Source organism: Streptomyces sp. NPDC057900, assembly GCF_042887885.1.
Classification (GTDB): Bacteria; Actinomycetota; Actinomycetes; order Streptomycetales; family Streptomycetaceae; genus Streptomyces.
Genome location: NZ_JBHVOI010000001.1, coordinates 1,625,254 through 1,643,980, shown reverse-complemented (window position 1 = coordinate 1,643,980; position 18,727 = coordinate 1,625,254). Strand labels below are relative to the sequence as shown.

Here is an 18,727-nt window from a genome sequence, read left to right as displayed (position 1 = left end):
CCGGCGCCCCGTACCTCAGTCGTCGTCGGCGGCCACGCTGACCAGCATCCGGTCCGAGACCGCCCGGTAGCCGATCCTGGTGTACACGCCGTTGCTGGTCGGATTCGACAGATCGGTGAAGAGCAGCACCTCGGCCGCGCCCGCCTCCCGGGACGCACGGCTGATCTCGGCGGTCACCGCCGCCGCGTAGCCGCGGCCTCGGTGTTCCGGCGGGGTGTAGACGGGAGCGACGCGGACCGTGCCGGCGAGCCGCAGCGAGACGCCCGCCATCGACACGGGGACACCGCCGTCCTCCCAGAGCGTCAGCCTGCCTTCCGCCGTCCGCTCGTCCACCGCCCGCTCGTGATGGCCGGCCCCCGTGGCCGGCCCGCCGATCTCGGCGCTGAACGCCGCGAACCAGCCCAGCAGCAGCTCCCGGTCGGCGGGGGTCGCGGCCCTCGCCCGGCCGGTGGGCGCGGGGGAGGGCGGGTCCAGTTCGCCCAGCCGGTAGAGCCGCTCCTCCTCATCGACACGGTGCGCGGGCCAGTGGGCCGCCACCGCCTCCGCGACGGCCCGGTCCGCGTTGACGCGGGTGAGCGGGCGGGCGGCCATCAGCGGGCCGACCGCCTGCGGGGCGAGCGTGTTCAACGACGCGGGATAGGGCGGTGTGTGAACCAGGGTGCCCGCGACCTCGCCCCCGGGACCGCGCCACCAGCCCATGACCGGGGGATGCTCACCGAAGGCGTGCGGACCGTGGCGGCGAAGGGCCGCGGTGATGGTCAGCACGAGTGTGTTCTCGGCCGGCCGGGCCGCCAGCGAGGCGCCGGCCGCGTCGAGGAAGACGTCGACGTCGTCGGTGAAAGTCCATGTCATGCACGCGCATTCTGCCGGGCGGGGCCTCGCGGACGCAGCCGGTTTATCCGCGGACGAACTCCGCCCCGGCGTCCCGCAACCGCTCGTGCAACCGCCCGAACACCTCCGCTGACCTGGTGCCCGGCCACCCCCGCGGCAGCAGTTCCGGCGGCAGCCCGGGATCCGCGTACGGCACCTGCCGCCAGGAGTCCAGCGCCAGCAGGTAGTCCCGGTAGGCCGCCTCCGGGTCCGGCACCTCGTCCGGCCGGGAGTCCCAGGCCCGCAGCACGGGTTCGTGGCGCTCCAGGAAGGCGTGGTGGAGCCGGGCCACCGCCGTCAGGTCCCACCAGCGCGCCACGGAGTCGCCGGTGGCGGCGAAGCCCAGGTGGTCACCCCGGAACAGGTCGACGTACGGGGCGAGTCCGAGCCGCTCCAGGGTGTGCCGGGTCTCGTCGTACAGCCCCGCCGGGGCGATCCAGACACCGGGGGCGGCGGTGCCGAAACCCAGCCGGGAGAGCCGCGAGCGCAGCAGGTGCCGCTTGTCGCGCTCGGCCTCCGGTACGGAGAACACCGCGAGCACCCAGCCGTCGTCGGGCCGGGGGGCCGGGTGCCGGTAGATGCGCCGGTCGCCGTCGTCGAGCAGCTGGCGGGCGTCGGCCGACAGCGCGTACCCGGCGGCGCCGTCCGCCGTCCGGGCGGCGACGAGCAGTCCGCGCCGCTTCAGCCGGGAGACGGACGACCGTACGGCCGGGGCCTCAACGCCGACGGCACCGAGCAGCCGGACGATCCCGGCGACCGGCAGCGGGGCCTCGTCGGGGGTCCGGCCGTAGGCACCGTAGAGGGTGACGATCAGCGAGCGGGGTGCGTGCGGTTCGGCCATACGATCATTCTCGGCCCGGCGCGCCGGGGCCGGCACCCCGGCCGTCGCTACGCAGCCGGAACCGTTGCAGTTTGCCCGTCGCGGTACGGGGGAGTGCGGGCAGGAACGTGATGAGGCGGGGGCATTTGTGCGGTGCCAGCTCCGTCTTCATGAACGCGCGCAACTCGTCGGCCGAGAGCGCGGAGCCCTCCCGCAGCACCACGTACGCCGCCACGATCCGGCCGCGCAGCTCGTCCTCACGGCCCACCACCGCGGCCTCCGCCACCTCCGGGTGGCGCAGCAGGGCGTCCTCGACCTCGGGGCCCGCGATGTTGTAGCCGGAGGAGATGATCATGTCGTCGGCGCGGGCCACGTAGCGGAAGTAGCCGTCGTCGTCGCGCACATAGGTGTCGCCGGTGAGGTTCCAGCCGTGCCGTACGTAGTCCCGCTGCCGCTCGTCCGCGAGATAGCGGCAGCCGACCGGCCCCCGTACGGCCAGCAGCCCCGGTTCGCCGTCCGGTACCCGCGCGCCGTCCCGGTCCACCACCCGGGCCTGCCAGCCGGGCACCGGGACGCCGGTGGTGCCGGGGCGGATCGCGTCGTCGGCCGCGGAGACGAAGATGTGCAGCAGCTCGGTGGCGCCGATGCCGTTGATGATGCGCAGACCGGTCCGCTCGTACCAGGCCCGCCAGGTGTCCGCGGGCAGGTTCTCACCGGCGGAGACACAGCGGCGCAGGGCGGAGAGGTCGTGCCCGTCGAGCCCGTCGAGCATCACCCGGTAGGCGGTGGGCGCGGTGAACAGCACCGAGACGCGGTGGGCGGCGAGAGCCGGCAACAGCAGCTTGGGGCCGGCCTGTTCCAGCAGCAGCGCGGAGGCGCCGGCCCGCAGCGGGAAGACCACAAGCCCGCCGAGCCCGAAGGTGAAGCCGAGCGGCGGGGAACCGGCGAACACGTCGTCCGGGACCGGCCGCAGGACGTGCCGGGAGAAGGTGTCCGCGATGGCCAGCACATCGCGGTGCAGGTGCATACAGCCCTTGGGGCGGCCGGTGGTGCCCGAGGTGAACGCGATCAGCGCGACATCGTCGGACGCGGTGTCCACCGCCCGGTAGGGGCCCGGTCTCGCGGCGGCCAGCCGCAGCAGGTCGTCCGGCGCGTCACCGCCGTACGCGGTGATCCGCAGCCCCGGAACCTCCGCCCTGGCCAGGTCGTCGACCGAGCGGGCGTCGCACAGGGCGTGGCTGATCCGGGCGATGGAACAGATCGTGGCCAGCTCGGAGGCCCGCTGCTGGGCCAGTACGGTGACGGCGATCGCGCCGGCCTTCAGGACCGCCAGCCAGCAGGCGGCGAGGTGGGGTGTGGTCGGGCCGCGCAGCAGCACCCGGTTGCCGGGCACGACCCCGAGGTCCGAGGTGAGGACGTGGGCGATCCGGTCGACCAGTTCGCGCAGCGCCCCGTAACTCAGCACCGCGCCGTCCGGCGTGCGGAAGGCGGCACGGTCGGGTCCGAAGCGCTCGGTCGTACGGTCCAGGAGTTCGACGGCGCAGTTCAGCCGGTCCGGATAGCGCAGCTCGGGCAGGTCGAAGACCAGCTCCGGCCACTGGTCCTCGGGTGGCAGGTGGTCCCTGGCAAAGGTGTCGATGTGCGCTGAGGTCTTCGGGTCCATGACGGATTCGCCCCCTTGTCGCCTCTGGAGCGTATCGTTTGGGTGACGGTAGTCAACGGTCCGCGATAAAACTGGCTACGGGGCAAGGCGCGCAAGAGCGGCACCGGGTAAGGAACGGCACCGCGTACAGCATCCGACGGAACTCCGACGGGACTCCGACAAGAGAGGCGCCGGTATGACGGCATTCTCGCTCGATCCGGCCCAGACCGCCTGGTGCGAGGAACTGCGCACCCTCGCGGAGCGGCGGCTGCGCCCGCTCGCGGAGAAGGGCGAGCCCGGCCGGGTGAACCGTCCGCTGGTCGCCGCCCTCGGCGAGCTCGGGCTGCTGGACCGGCTGCTGGGTTCCGGCGCACTGGACCTCTGCCTGCTGCGTGAATCCCTCGCCCGGGGCTGCACGGAGGCCGAGACCGCGCTCGCGCTCCAGGGCCTCGGCAGCTGTCCCGTGGTCCAGGCGGGCACGGCGGCCCAGCGGGAACGCTGGCTGCCGGAGGTCCGGGCGGGCCGCGCCGTCGCCGCGTTCGCGCTCAGCGAGCCGGGGGCGGGCTCCGACGCGGCGGCCCTGGCGCTCGACGCCGCGCCCGCAGCGGACGGCTGGCGGCTGACCGGCGAGAAGTGCTGGATCTCCAACGCCCCGGAGGCCGACTTCTACACCGTGTTCGCCCGTACGACGCAGGACGCGGGAGCCCGCGGCGTCACCGCGTTCCTGGTCCCGGCCGACCGTCCGGGGCTGACCGGCAGCCCTCTCGACATGCTCTCGCCGCACCCGATCGGGGCCCTCGCCTTCGACGGGGTACCGGTCACCCGGGACGACGTGCTGGGCGAGCCGGACCGGGGCTTCCGGGTCGCGATGAACACCCTCAACCTGTTCCGGCCGAGCGTCGGAGCGTTCGCCGTCGGCATGGCCGCGGCCGCTCTCGACGCCACCGTGGAGCACACCGCGACCCGCACCGCGTTCGGCGGCCCGCTCGCGGGCCTCCAGGCCGTCTCCCACCAGGTCGCCGAGATGGCCACCCGCACCGAGGCCGCCCGGTTGCTGGTCCTCTCGGCCGCCGCCGCGTACGACGCGGGGGAGCCGGGCGTCCCGCGCCGTGCCGCCATGGCGAAGCTGTTCGCGACCGAGACCGCGCAGTACGTCGTGGACACGGCCGTCCAGCTGCACGGCGCCCGCGCCCTGCGCCGGGGCCACCTGCTCGAACACCTCTACCGGGAGGTCCGCGCCCCACGGATCTACGAGGGCGCCAGCGAGGTGCAGCGCACGATCATCGCCAAGGAGCTGTACGCGAACCGGGAGCCGTCCGCATGAGCCCGATCCACCGCATCAACCCCGCCGAACTCTCGCCGCCCGCGGGCTTCTCGCACGCGGTCACCGTCACCGGGAGTCAGCTGGTCTTCCTGGCCGGACAGACCGCGCTCGACCAGCGAGGCGACATCGTCGGGACCACCCTGCCCGAGCAGTTCACCACCGCGCTCACCAATCTGCTCGCCGCCCTGCGCGCGGCGGGCGGCGCCCCGGCGGACCTGGCACGGGTCACGGTGTACGCCACCGACGTGGCCGACTACCGGGCGAACGCCGCGGAACTGGGCCGGATCTGGCGGCGGCTGGCCGGCCGCGACTACCCCGCGATGGCGGTGATCGGGGCGGTGCGGCTCTGGGACGAGCAGGCACTCGTCGAGATCGACGGGACGGCGGTGCTGCCCTGACCGGGCCGCGCGGCTTGAACCGCGCGGCCCGTCCGAGGGATCCGAACTGTCCGGGCAGTCAGTACGGCTTCACCAGCACGTGGGCCGCGCCCGGGATGCCGACCTTCAGCAGCTCGTCCTCCTCCGGCGTCGTCTCGCCGCCGGTCTCCTGCTTGAGCACGGCACGCGACATCGCCTGCACCCACATGGCACGGGGACGGCGGCGCTCCTCCCAGGCGTCGAGCGCGGCCGCGAGGTCCGGTTCGGCGTCCAGCGACTGGGCGAGCACCAGCGCGTCCTCCACGGCCATCGCCGCACCCTGCGCGATGTGCGGGGTGCTCGCGTGCGCGGCGTCACCGGCCAGCACGACCCGGCCGACGTGCCACGGCTCCTCGACGGTCACCTGGGAGATCCGCGAGTACACCACGTCCTCCGGGCCGGTGACCGTGGCGAGCGCCTCCGCGACCGGACCGGAGAACATCGGCAGCCGCTCCTTGAGCTGCTCGTGGGACCTCGCGGGGTCGGGCCGGAAGTCCTCGGACTCCGGGAACACCGTGCCCAGGTACATCAGTTCTTCCGTGATCGGGGTGAGCAGCGCCTTCGCCGCCTGGCCCGCGGTGCTCATCACGACGCCCCGCACCCGGTCCTGACGGGGCACGGTGACCCGCCAGTTGGCGAATCCCGTGTACTGGGGGGCGTAACGCTCGCCGTACAGCCGGGTGCGCAGCGGTGAGCCGATGCCGTCGAAGCCGACGACCAGGTCCCAGCGGCCGGCCGAGCCGTCGGACAGGGTGACGTCGACGCCCTGGCCGTCGTCCGTGAGCTCCGCGATGGTGGCGCCGAAGCGGATCGTGGCGCCGGCCGCCTGGGCTGCGTTGCCGAGCACCTGGGCCAGCGCGGGGCGGGGTATGCCGTTGTTGGACGGCGCGTCGTCCATCCGGGGCTGCGGAATCTCCGCCAGGGTGTTCCCGGCCGGGTCCGCGATGGTCAGGACCTCCCACTCGAAGCCCGCCTTCAGGCAGTCGTCGAGCACCCCGATCTCCCGCATGACGTGGAGCGCGTTGGACGGCTGGATGATGCCGACGCCGAGCGCGTCGAGCTCGTCGCGGAGCTCGACGACCTCGACGGTGTGGCCGCGCCGGGCCAGGGCGGTGGCGAGCGTCAGCCCGCCGATGCCGCCGCCGTGTACCAGGACGCGCAGGGGTGTTGCCATATCGGGTCTCTCCAGAGAGGGAGTCAACGGGAATCAGCGGGTACCGGCCGGGGCCGGAGGACACGTCAGCCGGCCGCGACCGGCAGGCTCATCAGGTGTTCGACCAGGGCCAGCAGCACGTCCCGGCCGAACGGCCGTTCACGCACGTCACCGACGAGCAGGGGGACATGGGGATCGAGGTCGAGCGCCGCCCGCACCTCGTCCGCCGTGCGGGTGTTGTGGCCGTGGAAGCAGTTGATCGCCACCACGAACGGGATGTCGCGGCTCTCGAAGAAGTCGATCGAGGCGAAACTGGTCTCCAGCCGGCGGGTGTCGGCGATCACGACGCCGCCGAGCGCGCCGTTCACCAGGTCGTTCCACATGAACCAGAAGCGCTCCTGGCCCGGTGTGCCGAAGAGGTACACGACCAGCTCGGGACTGACCGTGATCCGGCCGAAGTCCAGTGCCACGGTGGTCGTGTCCTTCTGGCCGACACCGGCCAGATCGTCGACGCCGATGCTGGCCTTGGTCAGGAACTCCTCGGTACGCAGGGGCGCGACCTCGCTGACCGCGCCGACCAGGGTGGTCTTGCCGACGCCGAAGCCGCCGGCGATCAGTATCTTGACGGCGGCCGGGGCCGCCTGACTGCTTGTCATCTTTACTCAGAGTCTCCGGAGTCCGTCGCGAACAGCGGCCAGCACGCCCATGTCCGCACCGCCGGCCGCCCGTGCCACCGAGAGCGGGGCGCGGGCGAGCAACAGGCCGTGCGACACCAGGTCCGCCAGCAGGATCTTGGTCACCGAGACCGGGAGGTTGAGGTCGGCCGACACCTCGGCGACCGCTGCGGGACGCAGGCAGCGCTCCAGGATCATCCGGTGTTCCGGCTGGAGCCGGCCGGGCCGGGCCGCCGCGCCGTGTTCGTCCCTCGGGTCGTGTGCGGTCGTCAGCACGGTGATGAGGGTGAAGTCGTCCCGCTCGGGAGCGGTCCGGCCACGGGTGATGGTGTACGGGCGCACCATGGTGCCCGCCCCGTCCTCCTCCTCGTCCTCCCAGTGCGGGGTCACGCGTGCGGCCCGTCCCCGCCGCCGAAGGCGTTGAACTCACCGCGCACCGGGGTGCTGAGCTTCTGGCCGACCTGCTGGACGAGGTTGTGCATGGCCAGCGACATGATCTCGGCGTCCACCTCCTGGGAGGCGACGACGGCCAGGTGCGTGCCCTGGGCGGCCGAGATGATGAAGAGCCACAGGTCGGACAGTTCGACGATCACCTGGTGCACGCCGCCGCCGTTGAAGAGCTGCCCGACGCCCCGGGCCAGACTCTGCTGGCCGGTGCAGATGGCGGCCAGCCGCTCCGCGTCCGCGCGCTCGACGGTGCGCGAGTGGCTGACCACCAGGCCGTCGTCGGACAGCAGCACGGCGTTCAGGGTCTCGGCCACCGAGTCCACGAGGCCGTCGAGCAGCCAGTCGAGGTCCTGATGAGTGGCGGTTGTGCGTGTCATGACCGTTCTTCTCTCGTGGGGAGGTGGGCGGGCGGGCCGGGATCCGTCGGCGGTTCGTCGGTCGCGCGGGCGGCGCGGGAACGGCGCTGGAAGGCTCCGATCGCGGCGCCGGCCCTTCGGGGCGCCGGTCGTCGGAGCGGGGTCTCGTCCCGGCTCTGCGGCTGCGGCGCGGTGGACCCGGCGGCCGGGTCGATCCGCAGCTCGTCCGCGAGGCTGGCCTGCCGTACCCGGCGCGGCAACGGAGGTTCCGCGGCCGGTGCGGCGGGCAGCGCGGGCCGGCCGGCCCCGCCGCCGGGGGCCATCGCGGACGACGGCGGTGCCGGATGGTCCGGCTCGGCCACCGGCAGCCCCCCGGCGCGCCCGGTGGCGCCCGCCGGATACGGGCCGGGGTACGGCTGCTGCGGAGTCATGTACGGCTCCTCCGGCGTCGGGTACGACTGGTGCGGTACGGGGTACTGGCCCTCTGCCTTCATGTACGGCTGCTCGTCCCGGTCGTACGGGTCCTGGTGGGACCCGCCGTACGGGGACACCGGCCCGGCGGAACCGTACGGAGACGTACCGGGAGTGGACGCGGTGCCGGGAGCCGGGCCGGGCGCGGGCGCCGGTACGGGAGCGGTGTACGGCGGGTACGGGTGCTCGCGTCCGTCGGACGAGCCGCCGAAGGAGGCGGGGGAGTCCCCGAAGGAGCCGGGGGCGTCACCGAAGGAGCCGCCGAACGGGTCGCCCGCCGGGGCGCCCGTAGTGGCTTCCGGGGTGCCCTCCGGGGTGCTCTCCGCCTGGACGGCGGGTGCGGGTGGCCGCTGCCCGTCCGGGAAGGGCTCGGCCGCCACGCTGTACGGGGCCGCCGCGTCGAACGGTGCGCCGGACGTGTGCAGCGCGGTGACCCCGGCGAGGGCCTGGCCCCGGCCCCGGGTGGGCAGCGCCTCCGCGTCGCCGGTCGCGACCGGCGACGCGGGCGCGGAGGGCTGGGCGGCCTCCGGGGACGGTACGCCCACCGGGCCGGTGCGCGGCTCGGTGACCGTGAGCGCGTCCGGGACGAGCACGACGACGCGGGTGCCGCCGAAGGCGGAGGGACGGAACTCCACCCGCAGGCCGTGCTGGTCCGCGAGGCGCGCGATCACGTACAGGCCCAGCCGGATGTCGTCGGAGTGCGCCAGCACGTCCATCCTGGGCGGACGGCTCATCAGTTCGTTCGCGTCGGCCAGCTGTTGCTCGTCCATGCCGAGGCCGCGGTCCTCGACCTCGATGGCCAGGCCCCGGCTCACCCGGGCCGCCCTGACCTCGACGGGGCTCGGCGGCCTGGAGAAGCTGAGGGCGTTCTCGATCAGCTCGGCGAGCACATGGGAGACCGGACCGACGGCCCGCTCCGTGAGCCACGGGGTGCCGTCCAGGTCCAGCACCACGCGCCGGTAGTCCTGTACCTCGCCCTGGGCGGAACGCATGACGTCCAGCAGTGGAACGGGCTTGCGCCAGCGCCGGTGCGGGGAGCCGCCGGCGAGGATCACCAGGTTCTCCTCGTAGCGGCGGAGCCTGGCGGTGAGATGGTCGAGGTCGAAGAGGCCGTCCAGCACCTCGGGGTCCTCGTGCTTGCGCTCCAGCTCGTCCAGCTTCTTGAGCTGCTGGCCGATCAACTGCTGGGTGCGGCGCGCGATGCGCTGCAGCAGCCGCTCGAAGCCGCGGTGCTGGTCGGCCTGTCTGACGGCCGCCTGCACGGCGCTGGTGCGGGCCAGGTTGAGCGCGTTGCCCAGCTGGGTCAGCTCGTCGGACTTGCCGCTCCCGCTGTCCGGCGTGATGGCACGGGCCTCGGCCTCGACATCGATGCGCTCGCCCTTGGAGAGGCGGTCGACCACATCGGGCAGCGTCTTCTCCAGCTCCTCGGCGCGTTCCTGGAGCCCGCCGATACGGCGGCGCAGGTTACGCGTGAGGCGCCAGGTGAACCAGATGACCGCGATGACCGCGAGGAGACCGACCACGGTGGTCAGGACGACCCTGATCAGCAGCGAGATGACGCTGTCCTTGCCGTTCTCGACCACCATCGCGGTGCGGTGCTCCATCAGCTTCTTCAGCTGGGGCGTCAGATCGTCCATCGCGCCGCGCCAGGTCTTCTCCTTGACGCCGAGGCTGACGAATCCGGCACTGTCCGGATCGGCGGGACGCAGCACCCGCGTCTCCACCTGGGTCTTGGTCTTCCAGGCGGGACTGGCGGCGATCTCGTCCCACATCGCCTTCTCGTCCGGCGGAAGGTAGGGGGCGACCTTGGAGGAGTACTGGAACGGCTGGGCGGATACGGCCTGCCGGACCTCCTGGAGGTCCGCCGTGCTGATCTTGCCGTCGGGCCAGCCACGGGCCAGCAGGGCATCCGTCCGGGAGATCATCTCCTTGCCCCAGAACAGGTCGACCAGCGGCTGCGAGAGCGTGGTGATCTTGCCGTTGTCCACATGGCTGAGCGCGGTGAACAGCTGCAGATCGACCGTGATCAGATCCGTGTAGTAGCGGTACACGGCCTTCTGCTGATCGCCGTCGCCCTCGTCGACGAGGGTCCGCTGGGCGGGGAGTTGGGTGATCGCCTGGCGGGCCCGCGCGACCGCGTCGCGCACCTCGCGGGGTGCGTCGCCGGTGTCGATGTCGGAGAGGGTCTGGAAGCTGGTGATCGCTTCGTCGGTCAGCTTGCGCTGCTTGCTCAGCGCGTCGGTGGCTCCTCCGCGGCGGGCCAGTGCCTCGGCACTCAGCCGACGCTCCTCCTGCAGGTTGTAGTACACGATGTTGGACGGCTGGCCGGCCTTCTGGGCCAACTGCCCCTGGGCTGCCTGGGTCTGGAAGTCGAGCAGAGTCTGACCACTGGTGACGGCCCAGAGGGCTGCCAGTGCGACACCGGGGACGATGGCCAGTACGAGCAGGGCTGTCCGCAGCGACATGGTGGTCGAGTCGCTCCGCCGAGACGCGCGCGTGCGCAGGGGATGCTCCTTGGCGATGATGCCAGTCTCACGACTGGTCAAATCCGTTTAGAACTTCGACAGATAGATATTAGCCACACTGTAAAAATGAAAAGTAAGCGGCCTCACATGTGCAACACCGAACAATCACGGACTCACCATCTACGCGCGGAGCGGTGCGGAGCCGTGGTGACCGATCTGAGTGCGCACGGGTGGGCGCGGCGCGCCGTACGGGTGAAGCCGGTTCAGGGATATATCTGTATTTAGTGCCCTTTGCCTGTTCTGCAACACCGTGCGGCGGACCGAACCGCGGAGCCGTATGACCGCGCTCATCGTCTGCCACTTCGTCCTGGCCGCGTGCGCCCACCCGCTGGTCCGGCGACTGGGCACGCGCGCGTTCGTCGTACTGGCCCTGCCGCCCGCCGCCACCACCTGCTGGGCCTTCGCCCAGTGGGACACCGCCGCCTCCGGCGCCTCGGTCACCTGGTCGTGGCAGTGGATCCCGGACTACGACGTCGCCCTCGGCCTGCGCCTGGACGCGCTGGCCGAACTGATGGTGCTGCTCGCGGCCGGTGTCGGCACGCTCGTCCTGCTCTACTGCGCCTCGTACTTCACCGACGACACCCCGCAACTGGCCGGATTCGCCGGGAACCTGCTCGCCTTCGCCGGGGCGATGCTCGCGCTCGTCCTGGCCGACGACCTGATCACGCTCTATGTGTTCTGGGAGCTGACCACGGTCTTCTCCTACCTGCTGATCGGCTACAACAGCGAGCACCGGCACAGCCGCAGATCCGCCCTCCAGGCGCTCACCGTGACCACCCTCGGCGGCCTCGCCATGCTGATCGGCTTCCTGATCATCGGTCAGGCGGCGGGCACCTACCGGATCTCCGCGATCCTCGCGGACCCGCCCCGCACGAGCGTCGCCGTCTCGGTCGCCGTGGTGCTGATCCTGTGCGGAGCGCTCTCCAAGTCCGCGATCTGGCCGTTCAGCCTCTGGCTCCCGAACGCCATGGCCGCGCCCACCCCGGTCAGCGCCTACCTGCACGCCGCCGCCATGGTCAAGGCCGGTGTCTACCTGGTCGCCCGGCTGGCACCCGGATTCGCTGATGTCCCCGTGTGGCGGCCCGTCGTGATGGTCCTCGGCGCCGCGACCATGCTGCTCGGCGGCTGGCGGGCGCTGCGCCTCAACGACCTCAAACTCGTCCTCGCCTACGGCACCGTCAGCCAGCTCGGCTTCCTCACCCTGCTCGCCGGAATCGGCAACCGTGACGCGGCACTGGCCGCCGCCGTCATGATCCTCGCCCACGCCCTGTTCAAGGCGCCGCTGTTCCTCGTCACCGGCATCGTCGACCACGCGACCGGCACCCGGGACCTGCGCAGACTCTCCGGCGTCGGACGGGCGCTGCCGCACGTCTGCGCCGTCGCCGTGATCGCCGCCGCGTCCATGGCCGCGATCCCCCCGCTGCTGGGCTTCGCCGCGAAGGAGGCGGCCTTCGAAGCGCTGCTGCACGGCGACACCGCGGACCGCTGGGCGCTGGGCATCACCGTCGCCGGCTCGATGCTGACCGTCGCCTACACCGTCCGGTTCGTCTGGGGGGCCTTCCTGCGCAAGCCCGGCGTCACCGACACCCCGGTCCACCGGGTCGGCTGGGCCTTCCTCGCCCCGCCCGCGCTGCTCGCCGCCTGCGGGCTGGTCCTCGGCCCCGGCGTCGGGTGGACCGACCACCTGCTGAGCGCCTACGCGGACACCTTCCCGGCCCCCGCGCACCCCTACCACCTCGCGCTCTGGCACGGATTCGGCACCGCGCTGCTGCTCTCCGCCGTCGCCGTGGCGGGCGGCGCCGCGCTCTTCGCCTGGCGCGGCGCGGTCACCCGGCTCTCCCGGAGGATCGCCTGGCCGACCGCCGACAACGTCTTCGGACATCTGCTGCTCGGCCTGGAGCGGCTCTCCCTCCAGATCACCGGATTCGTCCAGCGCGGCTCGCTCTCCGTCTACCTCGCCACCACGCTGCTGGTGATGCTCGGCGGGCAGCTGGCCGTGCTCGCCACGGACCGGCCCTGGCGGGGGGCGGCCGCGCCCCGGCTCTGGGACGCACCGCTGCAAGGCGCGGTCGCCGTGCTGACCTGCGCCGCCGCCCTGCTCTGCCTCACCGTCAGACGCCGCATGAAGGCCGTGGTGCTCGCCGGACTCACCGGATACGGGACCGCGTTGCTCTTCGTCGTCCAGGGCGCGCCCGACCTGGCACTCACGCAGTTCTGCGTGGAGACCGTCTCGATGATCGTGTTCGTGCTGGTGCTGCGACGGATGCCGGTGCACTTCCAGGAGTCGGTCAGCAGCTGGCGCCGCGCCGGGCGCATCCCGGTGGCACTGGCCGCGGCCGCCACCCTGAGCGTGGCCGTCTGGGTCGCGGCGGCCGCGCGCACCGCGAGTCCGGCGGGCGCCGCCATGGTCGAGGAGACCGCGCACCACGGCCTCAAGGACGTGGTCGCCACCATCCTGGTCGACCTGCGGGCCTGGGACACGATGGGGGAGTCCGCCGTGCTGGCCGCCGCCGCGATCGGTGTGACGAGCCTGATCTATCTGCACCGCCGGGCCGAGGGAGCCGCGGCGCCCCCGGAGCGGGAGGGGCACACCGCCTGGTCGTTGACCGCGCCCCGGCTGCCGGGGCTGCCGCACGGCGACGAGGGGGCGCCGGAACGCGGCTGGCTGGCGGCCGGCGCCACGCTCGCGCCCGAGCACCGTTCCGTCGTCTTCGAGGTGGTGGCCCGGCTGCTGTTCCACCCGATCCTGGTGCTCTCGGTGTACCTGCTGTTCTGCGCGGAGAACATGCCGGGCGGCGGCTTCGTCGGCGGACTGGTCGCCGGAGTCGCGCTGATCGTCCGCTACCTGGCGGGCGGCCGCTTCGAACTGGCCGAGGCCGCCCCGCTGCAGCCCGGACTCTTCACCGGCCTCGGCCTCTTCCTCTCCACCGGGGTCGCCCTGCTGGGCCTCGCCGACGGAACGGTCCTGCACGCCTGGACGTACTACGGACACCTGCCGCTGATCGGTGCGTACCACTTCGGTACGCCGGTGATCTTCGACTTCGGTGTCTATCTCCTGGTGCTGGGCGTGGTGCTGGACATCGTGCGGGCCCTCGGCGCGAAGGTCGACCGGCAGATCGAGCGGGCCGCCGCGCAGGAGGCCGCGGACCTGGCGGCCGGACCAGGACCGGCGCCCGGGACGGGAGGCGCGGGATGACCGTCAGCGCCTCCCTCCTCGCGACCGCCGCGGTCCTGTGCGCGGTCGGCGGCGCCCTCATGCTCACCCGGCCGCTCACCCGGATCCTGCTGGGCGCGGTGATCGCGGGCAACGGCATCAACCTGCTCGTCCTCTCCGCCACCGGAACGGCCGGCCGCGAACCCCTGCTCTACGGCGTCGCGCTGAGCAAGGTCACCGATCCGCTGCCCCAGGCCATCGCTCTCACCGCCATCGTCATCACACTCGCCACCACCGCGTTCCTCCTGGCCATGGCCTACCGCAGCCACCAGCTGAACGGTACGGACGAGGTCCACGACGACCTGGAGGACCGGCGCATCGTGCTGCGCGCCGAGGTACTGGGGGAGCGCGACGAACTGCGCGAGCGGTACCGCTCCGAGTCCGACCGCACCGAAGAGGAACGCCGCCGCTACCGCGCGGAGCGCCGCCGGCTGAGAGCCAGACTGCGCGCCGACCGCGCCCTCCAGGCCCGCGGCCGGGACGCCTCCGGTGACCTGTGGCACGACGTCCTGGGCGCGGACCCGGAGCACTACGCGGCGGCCGCCACCGACTCCACGCCCGACGACCCGCCCCGCCCTGACGACCCGCCCCGCCCCGACGGCCCGAACCGAGGAGACACCGGGTGAACGCACTCGTCCCGCTGCCGGTGCTGCTGCCGCTCTGCGCCACCGGCCTGAGCCTCGCCTTCGGCACCCGGCTCAAACAGTTCCAGCGCTTCATCAGCGTCGCCGTCCTCACCGCCGTGCTGGGGCTCTCGGTCACCCTGATGATCGACGCGGACATCGAAGGACCGCTCACCGTGCACCTGGGCGACTTCGCGCCGCCGCTCGGCATCACGCTGGTCGCGGACCGGCTCTCCGGGCTGATGCTGACGGTCTCCTCCGCCGTCACCCTCTGCGTCCTCGTCTACTCGCTCGGCCAGGGCATGGCCGACCGGGACGAGGAGACACCGGTGGCGGTCTTCCACCCCGCGTACCTGATCCTGGTCGCCGGGGTCTCCTGCACCTTCCTCGCCGGTGACCTGGTCAACCTCTACGTCGGCTTCGAGATCATGCTGGTCGCCAGCTTCGTACTGCTCACGCTCGGCGGCACCGGCCCCCGGGTCCGCGCGGGCTCCACCTACGTGATCATCTCGCTGTTCTCCTCGATGCTCTTCCTCACCGCCATCGCGATGACCTACGCGGCCACCGGAACCGCCAACTTCGCCCAGCTGGCCGGTCGCCTGGCCGCACTCCCGCTGGGCGTCCAGACCCTGATCCAGGCGATGCTGCTGACCGTCTTCGCCATCAAGGCCGCCGTCTTCCCGCTCGCCGCCTGGCTCCCCGACTCCTACCCGACCGCGCCCGCCCCGGTCACCGCGGTCTTCGCCGGACTGCTCACCAAGGTCGGCGTCTACTGCATGCTGCGCACCGAGACCCTGCTCTTCCCCGGCAACCGGCTAGGCGACCTGCTGATGGCGGCGGCCCTCGCCTCGATGGCCGTCGGCATCCTGGGGGCCGTCGCCCAGACCGACCTGAAGCGGCTCCTCTCCTTCACCCTCATCAGCCACATCGGCTACATGATCTTCGGTATCGGCCTCGCCACCCGGCAGGCGTACGGCGGTGCGATCGTCTACGTCGTCCACCACATCACCGTGCAGACCACGCTGTTCCTGGTGGCCGGGCTCATCGAACGGCGCGGCGGCACCACCGAACTCACCCGGCTCGGCGGCATCGCCAGGGCCGCCCCGCTGCTCGCCGTCCTCTTCTTCGTACCCGCGATGAACCTGGCCGGAATCCCGCCGCTGTCCGGATTCATCGGCAAGCTCGGACTCATGCGCGCCGGTGTCGCCGACGGCGGCGTCTGGGCCTGGATCCTCGTCATCGGCTCGACGGCGACCAGCCTGCTCACGCTGTACGTGATGGCCAAGGTCTGGAACCTGGCGTTCTGGCGGGCCGCGCCCCCCGGACAGGCCCTGGACGGCACCGTCCTGGAGTCCGACGAGGACGACGACAGCGACGCCGACGAGGGCCCGGACCGGATGCCCGGCACCGGCGACGAGGGGGTACGGATCCGCCACCAGCCGGCCGGGCGCGCGGTGGCGGCCACCCTGCACGGCCACGCCGTCACCACCACGACGAAGCTGCCGAGGCCGATGACCTGGGCCACCGCAGCGACGGTCGCGCTCGGGCTCGCCTTCACCGTGTTCGCCGGTCCGCTGACCTCGTACACCGACCGCTCGGCCGCCGAACTGCTGGCACGTTCCCCCTATATCGAGGCGGTGCTCGGACGGTGAGACCACTCATCAGGTTCTCCTACCGGAACAAGGACCTGCCGCCGTTCAGCTGCGAGTTCCGAGGCCGCCGCCGACGCGTGCTCGATCTGCCGCTGATCGCCTGGCTCACCGTCATCTGGGTCCTGCTCTGGTCCGGGCTGCACTGGGCCAACGTGCTGACCGGGGCGGTGGTGGCGGTCGCGGTCTGCCTGGCGTTCCCGCTCCCGCAGGTCGACCTCGGGCTCCGACTGCACCCCTGGGGCATCCTGCGGCTGGCCGCCTTCCTGCTCTACGACATGTACACCTCCGGCGTGAAGGTCACCCGGCAGATCTTCGCCGACCATCCGCACCGGGCCGCCGTGATCGCCGTACCACTGCGCTGCCGCTCGGACCTGATGCTCACGGCGACCGCCGTCGCGATGTCCAACGTGCCCGGCGGCTCCGTCGTCGAGGTGCGCCGCGCCACGGCCACCGTCTTCCTGCACGTCCTGGACGCCGACCGGCCCGCGGAACTGGACGCGGCCCGCCGCTCGGTATGGCGCATGGAGGAGCTGACCGTACGGGCCTTCGGCACCCGCGACGAGATCGCCCGCGTCGCCGGTCCACCACCGACGGCACCGCACACCGGCGACCGGCCGGAAGACCGGGGGGAGGACGCATGAGCGTTCCGGAGGTCGTGGACCGGGGGCTGCTCATCGCGGCCGTCGTCGTGATCGTCATCGCGGGAGCGGGGCTGCTGACCCGCATCTGGCGAGGCCCCTCCATGCTGGACCGGGCGATCTCGCTGGACGTCTGCGCGGCCCTGATCATCGCCGGGCTCGGCGCCAAGTCGGCCTTCGCCCGTGACCCGTTCTACTTCCCGATCATGCTGGTGCTGGCCTTCCTCGGCTTCACCGGCTCGGTCGGCATCGCGCGCTTCATCGCCGTACGCGACCGGCCGCCGGGCCGGGCGCGCGCCGACGGTCCCGAGGGGCCGGGCAGGGAGACACCATGAGCGTCTGGCTCCAGATCACCGACACGGCCGGCGCGGTCCTGGTCCTCCTCGGCGCGGCCATCTGCCTGCTGGGCGTGATCGGCATGCTCAAGCTGCCGGACGTCCTGTCCCGCAGCCACGCGGCGACCAAACCGCAGTCCCTCGGCATGCTGATCGTGCTGGCCGGGGTCGCGCTGCGGCTGCGCAGCGGCATGGACCTGGCGACCCTGGCGCTGATCGGCTTCTTCCAGCTGATGACCGGCCCGGTCGCCGCGCACCTGGTCGCGCGCTCCGCGTACCGGACCGGCCAGGTCGACCACGGCGAGCTGCTCTTCGACGAACTGGACGAGCAACTGACGGAGGAGAGCTGACAGCAGCAGCCGCCGAACCGGTCCCGTATCCTCTGCGCGCACCACTCATCACTGATCACTGACGACGGCGTGAGGGGAATGTCCGTGGACGAGAACCGTAAGAGGGCACGCGAGTCGGGCATCCCACTGAACGGCGAGCCGGGCCGGTGGAACGCGATCACGGACGTGCCCGGTGTCGAGGTCGGCTATGTCACCCTCCGCGAGGGCGACGACGTGCGTACCGGAGTCACCGCGCTGCTGCCGCGCGGCCGGGACGGGGTCGGGCTGCCCTGCGCGGCCGGGTGGCACTCGTTCAACGGCAACGGCGAGATGACCGGCACCGCCTGGATCGAGGAGAGCGGCTCACTCGCCGTGCCGGTGCTCATCACCAACACCTACGCGGTGGGCCCGGTCCACCGCGGCGTGGTCGAGTGGGTGCGCGCCAACTGCGGTGGCATGGCGCCGGAATGGCTGCTGCCCGTGGTCACCGAGACCTGGGACGGTCACCTCAACGACATCCACGGCACGGCGGTGGAGTCCCGCCACGCCGCGGCCGCCATCGACGCGGCCGCCTCCGGTCCGGTCACGGAGGGCTGCGTCGGCGGCGGTACGGGGATGCGCTGCTACGGCTTCAAGGGCGGCTCGGGGACGGCGTCGCGGGTGGTGGAGTACGGCGACGACCGCTACACCGTCGGCGCGTTCGTCCAGGCCAACTTCGGTGCCCGGCGCGAACTCGTGGTGGCCGGTGTGCCGGTGGGCCTCGAACTGCCGGACCGCCCGGAACAGGCCCCCGACGGCGTACGTGAGGTACCGCCCGGTGCGGGCTCGGTGATCGTGGTGGTGGCGACGGACGCACCGCTGCTGCCGGGTCAGTGCAAGGCGCTGGCCCGACGCGTCACCCTGGGCCTCGCCCGTACCGGCACCACCGGCAGCCACTTCTCCGGGGACATCTTCCTGGCCTTCTCCACGGCCAACGAGTCCGCGCTGAACAGCACGTTCCCCTCCGACGACGACAGCGCCCCGTACGAGTCGATGCGGTTCGTGCCGTGGGGCCGGATGGACCCCTTCTACGGCGCGGTCGTCGAGTCGGTGGAGGAGGCGGTGCTCAATGTGCTGACCGGCGCCCATTCGATGACCGGCCGCGCGGGCCATCACGTCCAGGCGCTGCCGCTGGACAGGCTGTCCGAACTCCTGGCGGCCCGGGGGGTTCCGGCTCCGTAGGACCAGCCGGCCGCCGG

17 protein-coding genes are annotated in these 18,727 nt (G+C 72.4%); 9 read left to right on the top strand and 8 right to left on the bottom strand.

From position 1 onward, the window contains the following. Positions 1–15: 15 nt before the first annotated feature. Genes ACFVQ0_RS06870 through ACFVQ0_RS06860 form a run of 3 tightly spaced genes read right to left on the bottom strand, consistent with a single transcriptional unit; the run spans position 16 to position 3,353 of the window. Positions 16–852, bottom strand: a complete 837-nt coding sequence (locus ACFVQ0_RS06870; RefSeq protein WP_390085251.1) for a GNAT family N-acetyltransferase — start codon at positions 850–852, stop codon at positions 16–18. 43 nt (positions 853–895) lie between these two features. Next, positions 896–1,711 carry a PaaX family transcriptional regulator C-terminal domain-containing protein gene (locus ACFVQ0_RS06865; protein WP_390085249.1) on the bottom strand — a complete coding sequence of 272 codons (816 nt, stop codon included), beginning with the start codon at positions 1,709–1,711 and terminating at the stop codon, positions 896–898. 4 nt (positions 1,712–1,715) lie between these two features. Further along, entirely contained in the window at positions 1,716–3,353 is a 1,638-nt protein-coding gene (locus ACFVQ0_RS06860; protein WP_390085247.1) for an AMP-binding protein, read from the bottom strand. A 175-nt stretch (positions 3,354–3,528) separates the two neighbouring features. Between ACFVQ0_RS06860 and ACFVQ0_RS06855 the strand changes: the two genes are divergently transcribed. Together ACFVQ0_RS06855 and ACFVQ0_RS06850 are read left to right on the top strand one after the other, a co-directional pair. Next, positions 3,529–4,656, top strand: a complete 1,128-nt coding sequence (locus ACFVQ0_RS06855; RefSeq protein ID WP_390085245.1) for an acyl-CoA dehydrogenase family protein — start codon at positions 3,529–3,531, stop codon at positions 4,654–4,656. After that, positions 4,653–5,054, top strand: coding sequence for a RidA family protein (locus ACFVQ0_RS06850; protein ID WP_390085243.1), 402 nt, complete (start codon positions 4,653–4,655; stop codon positions 5,052–5,054). Before ACFVQ0_RS06855 ends, ACFVQ0_RS06850 begins: the two co-directional genes overlap by 4 nt. Before the next feature lie 58 nt (positions 5,055–5,112). Here the strand turns inward: ACFVQ0_RS06850 and ACFVQ0_RS06845 are convergent, their stop codons facing one another. The 5 genes from ACFVQ0_RS06845 to ACFVQ0_RS06825 all read right to left on the bottom strand — a co-directional run bounded on the left by ACFVQ0_RS06845 (position 5,113) and on the right by ACFVQ0_RS06825 (position 10,638). Continuing rightward, positions 5,113–6,246: an FAD-dependent monooxygenase gene (locus tag ACFVQ0_RS06845; RefSeq protein WP_390085241.1), complete on the bottom strand. Its 1,134-nt coding sequence runs from the start codon at positions 6,244–6,246 to the stop codon at positions 5,113–5,115. A 65-nt stretch (positions 6,247–6,311) separates the two neighbouring features. Continuing rightward, positions 6,312–6,881, bottom strand: a complete 570-nt coding sequence (locus ACFVQ0_RS06840; RefSeq protein ID WP_390085239.1) for an ATP/GTP-binding protein — start codon at positions 6,879–6,881, stop codon at positions 6,312–6,314. Between the two features lie 6 nt (positions 6,882–6,887). Then, positions 6,888–7,289, bottom strand: a complete 402-nt coding sequence (locus ACFVQ0_RS06835) for a DUF742 domain-containing protein (protein WP_371630834.1) — start codon at positions 7,287–7,289, stop codon at positions 6,888–6,890. Beyond that, positions 7,286–7,723, bottom strand: a complete 438-nt coding sequence (locus ACFVQ0_RS06830) for a roadblock/LC7 domain-containing protein (RefSeq protein ID WP_311302621.1) — start codon at positions 7,721–7,723, stop codon at positions 7,286–7,288. The genes ACFVQ0_RS06835 and ACFVQ0_RS06830 overlap by 4 nt, the downstream gene beginning before the upstream one ends. Next, entirely contained in the window at positions 7,720–10,638 is a 2,919-nt protein-coding gene (locus ACFVQ0_RS06825; protein ID WP_390085236.1) for a nitrate- and nitrite sensing domain-containing protein, read from the bottom strand. Before ACFVQ0_RS06825 ends, ACFVQ0_RS06830 begins: the two co-directional genes overlap by 4 nt. Before the next feature lie 337 nt (positions 10,639–10,975). Between ACFVQ0_RS06825 and ACFVQ0_RS06820 the strand changes: the two genes are divergently transcribed. From ACFVQ0_RS06820 to ACFVQ0_RS06790, 7 genes are all read left to right on the top strand, one after another. After that, positions 10,976–13,894 carry a Na+/H+ antiporter subunit A gene (locus tag ACFVQ0_RS06820; RefSeq protein ID WP_390085234.1) on the top strand — a complete coding sequence of 973 codons (2,919 nt, stop codon included), beginning with the start codon at positions 10,976–10,978 and terminating at the stop codon, positions 13,892–13,894. After that, the gene (locus ACFVQ0_RS06815) at positions 13,891–14,538 is read left to right on the top strand and encodes a Na(+)/H(+) antiporter subunit C (RefSeq protein ID WP_390085233.1); all 648 of its coding nucleotides are present in this window, start codon (positions 13,891–13,893) and stop codon (positions 14,536–14,538) included. Before ACFVQ0_RS06820 ends, ACFVQ0_RS06815 begins: the two co-directional genes overlap by 4 nt. Next, on the top strand, positions 14,535–16,187 hold the full coding sequence (locus ACFVQ0_RS06810) for a Na+/H+ antiporter subunit D (protein ID WP_390085231.1): 1,653 nt from the start codon (positions 14,535–14,537) through the stop codon (positions 16,185–16,187). The genes ACFVQ0_RS06815 and ACFVQ0_RS06810 overlap by 4 nt, the downstream gene beginning before the upstream one ends. Further along, a complete protein-coding gene (locus tag ACFVQ0_RS06805; RefSeq protein ID WP_390085229.1) occupies positions 16,184–16,828 on the top strand; it encodes a Na+/H+ antiporter subunit E in 645 nt (214 codons plus the stop codon). The genes ACFVQ0_RS06810 and ACFVQ0_RS06805 overlap by 4 nt, the downstream gene beginning before the upstream one ends. Beyond that, a complete protein-coding gene (locus tag ACFVQ0_RS06800) occupies positions 16,825–17,160 on the top strand; it encodes a monovalent cation/H+ antiporter complex subunit F (RefSeq protein ID WP_390085228.1) in 336 nt (111 codons plus the stop codon). The genes ACFVQ0_RS06805 and ACFVQ0_RS06800 overlap by 4 nt, the downstream gene beginning before the upstream one ends. Beyond that, complete coding sequence (mnhG, locus tag ACFVQ0_RS06795) at positions 17,157–17,510, top strand: monovalent cation/H(+) antiporter subunit G (protein ID WP_073734802.1); 354 nt, start codon at positions 17,157–17,159, stop codon at positions 17,508–17,510. The genes ACFVQ0_RS06800 and mnhG overlap by 4 nt, the downstream gene beginning before the upstream one ends. A gap of 84 nt (positions 17,511–17,594) precedes the next feature. Further along, positions 17,595–18,710: a P1 family peptidase gene (locus tag ACFVQ0_RS06790; protein WP_390085225.1), complete on the top strand. Its 1,116-nt coding sequence runs from the start codon at positions 17,595–17,597 to the stop codon at positions 18,708–18,710. The last annotated feature ends 17 nt before the right edge of the window (positions 18,711–18,727 follow it).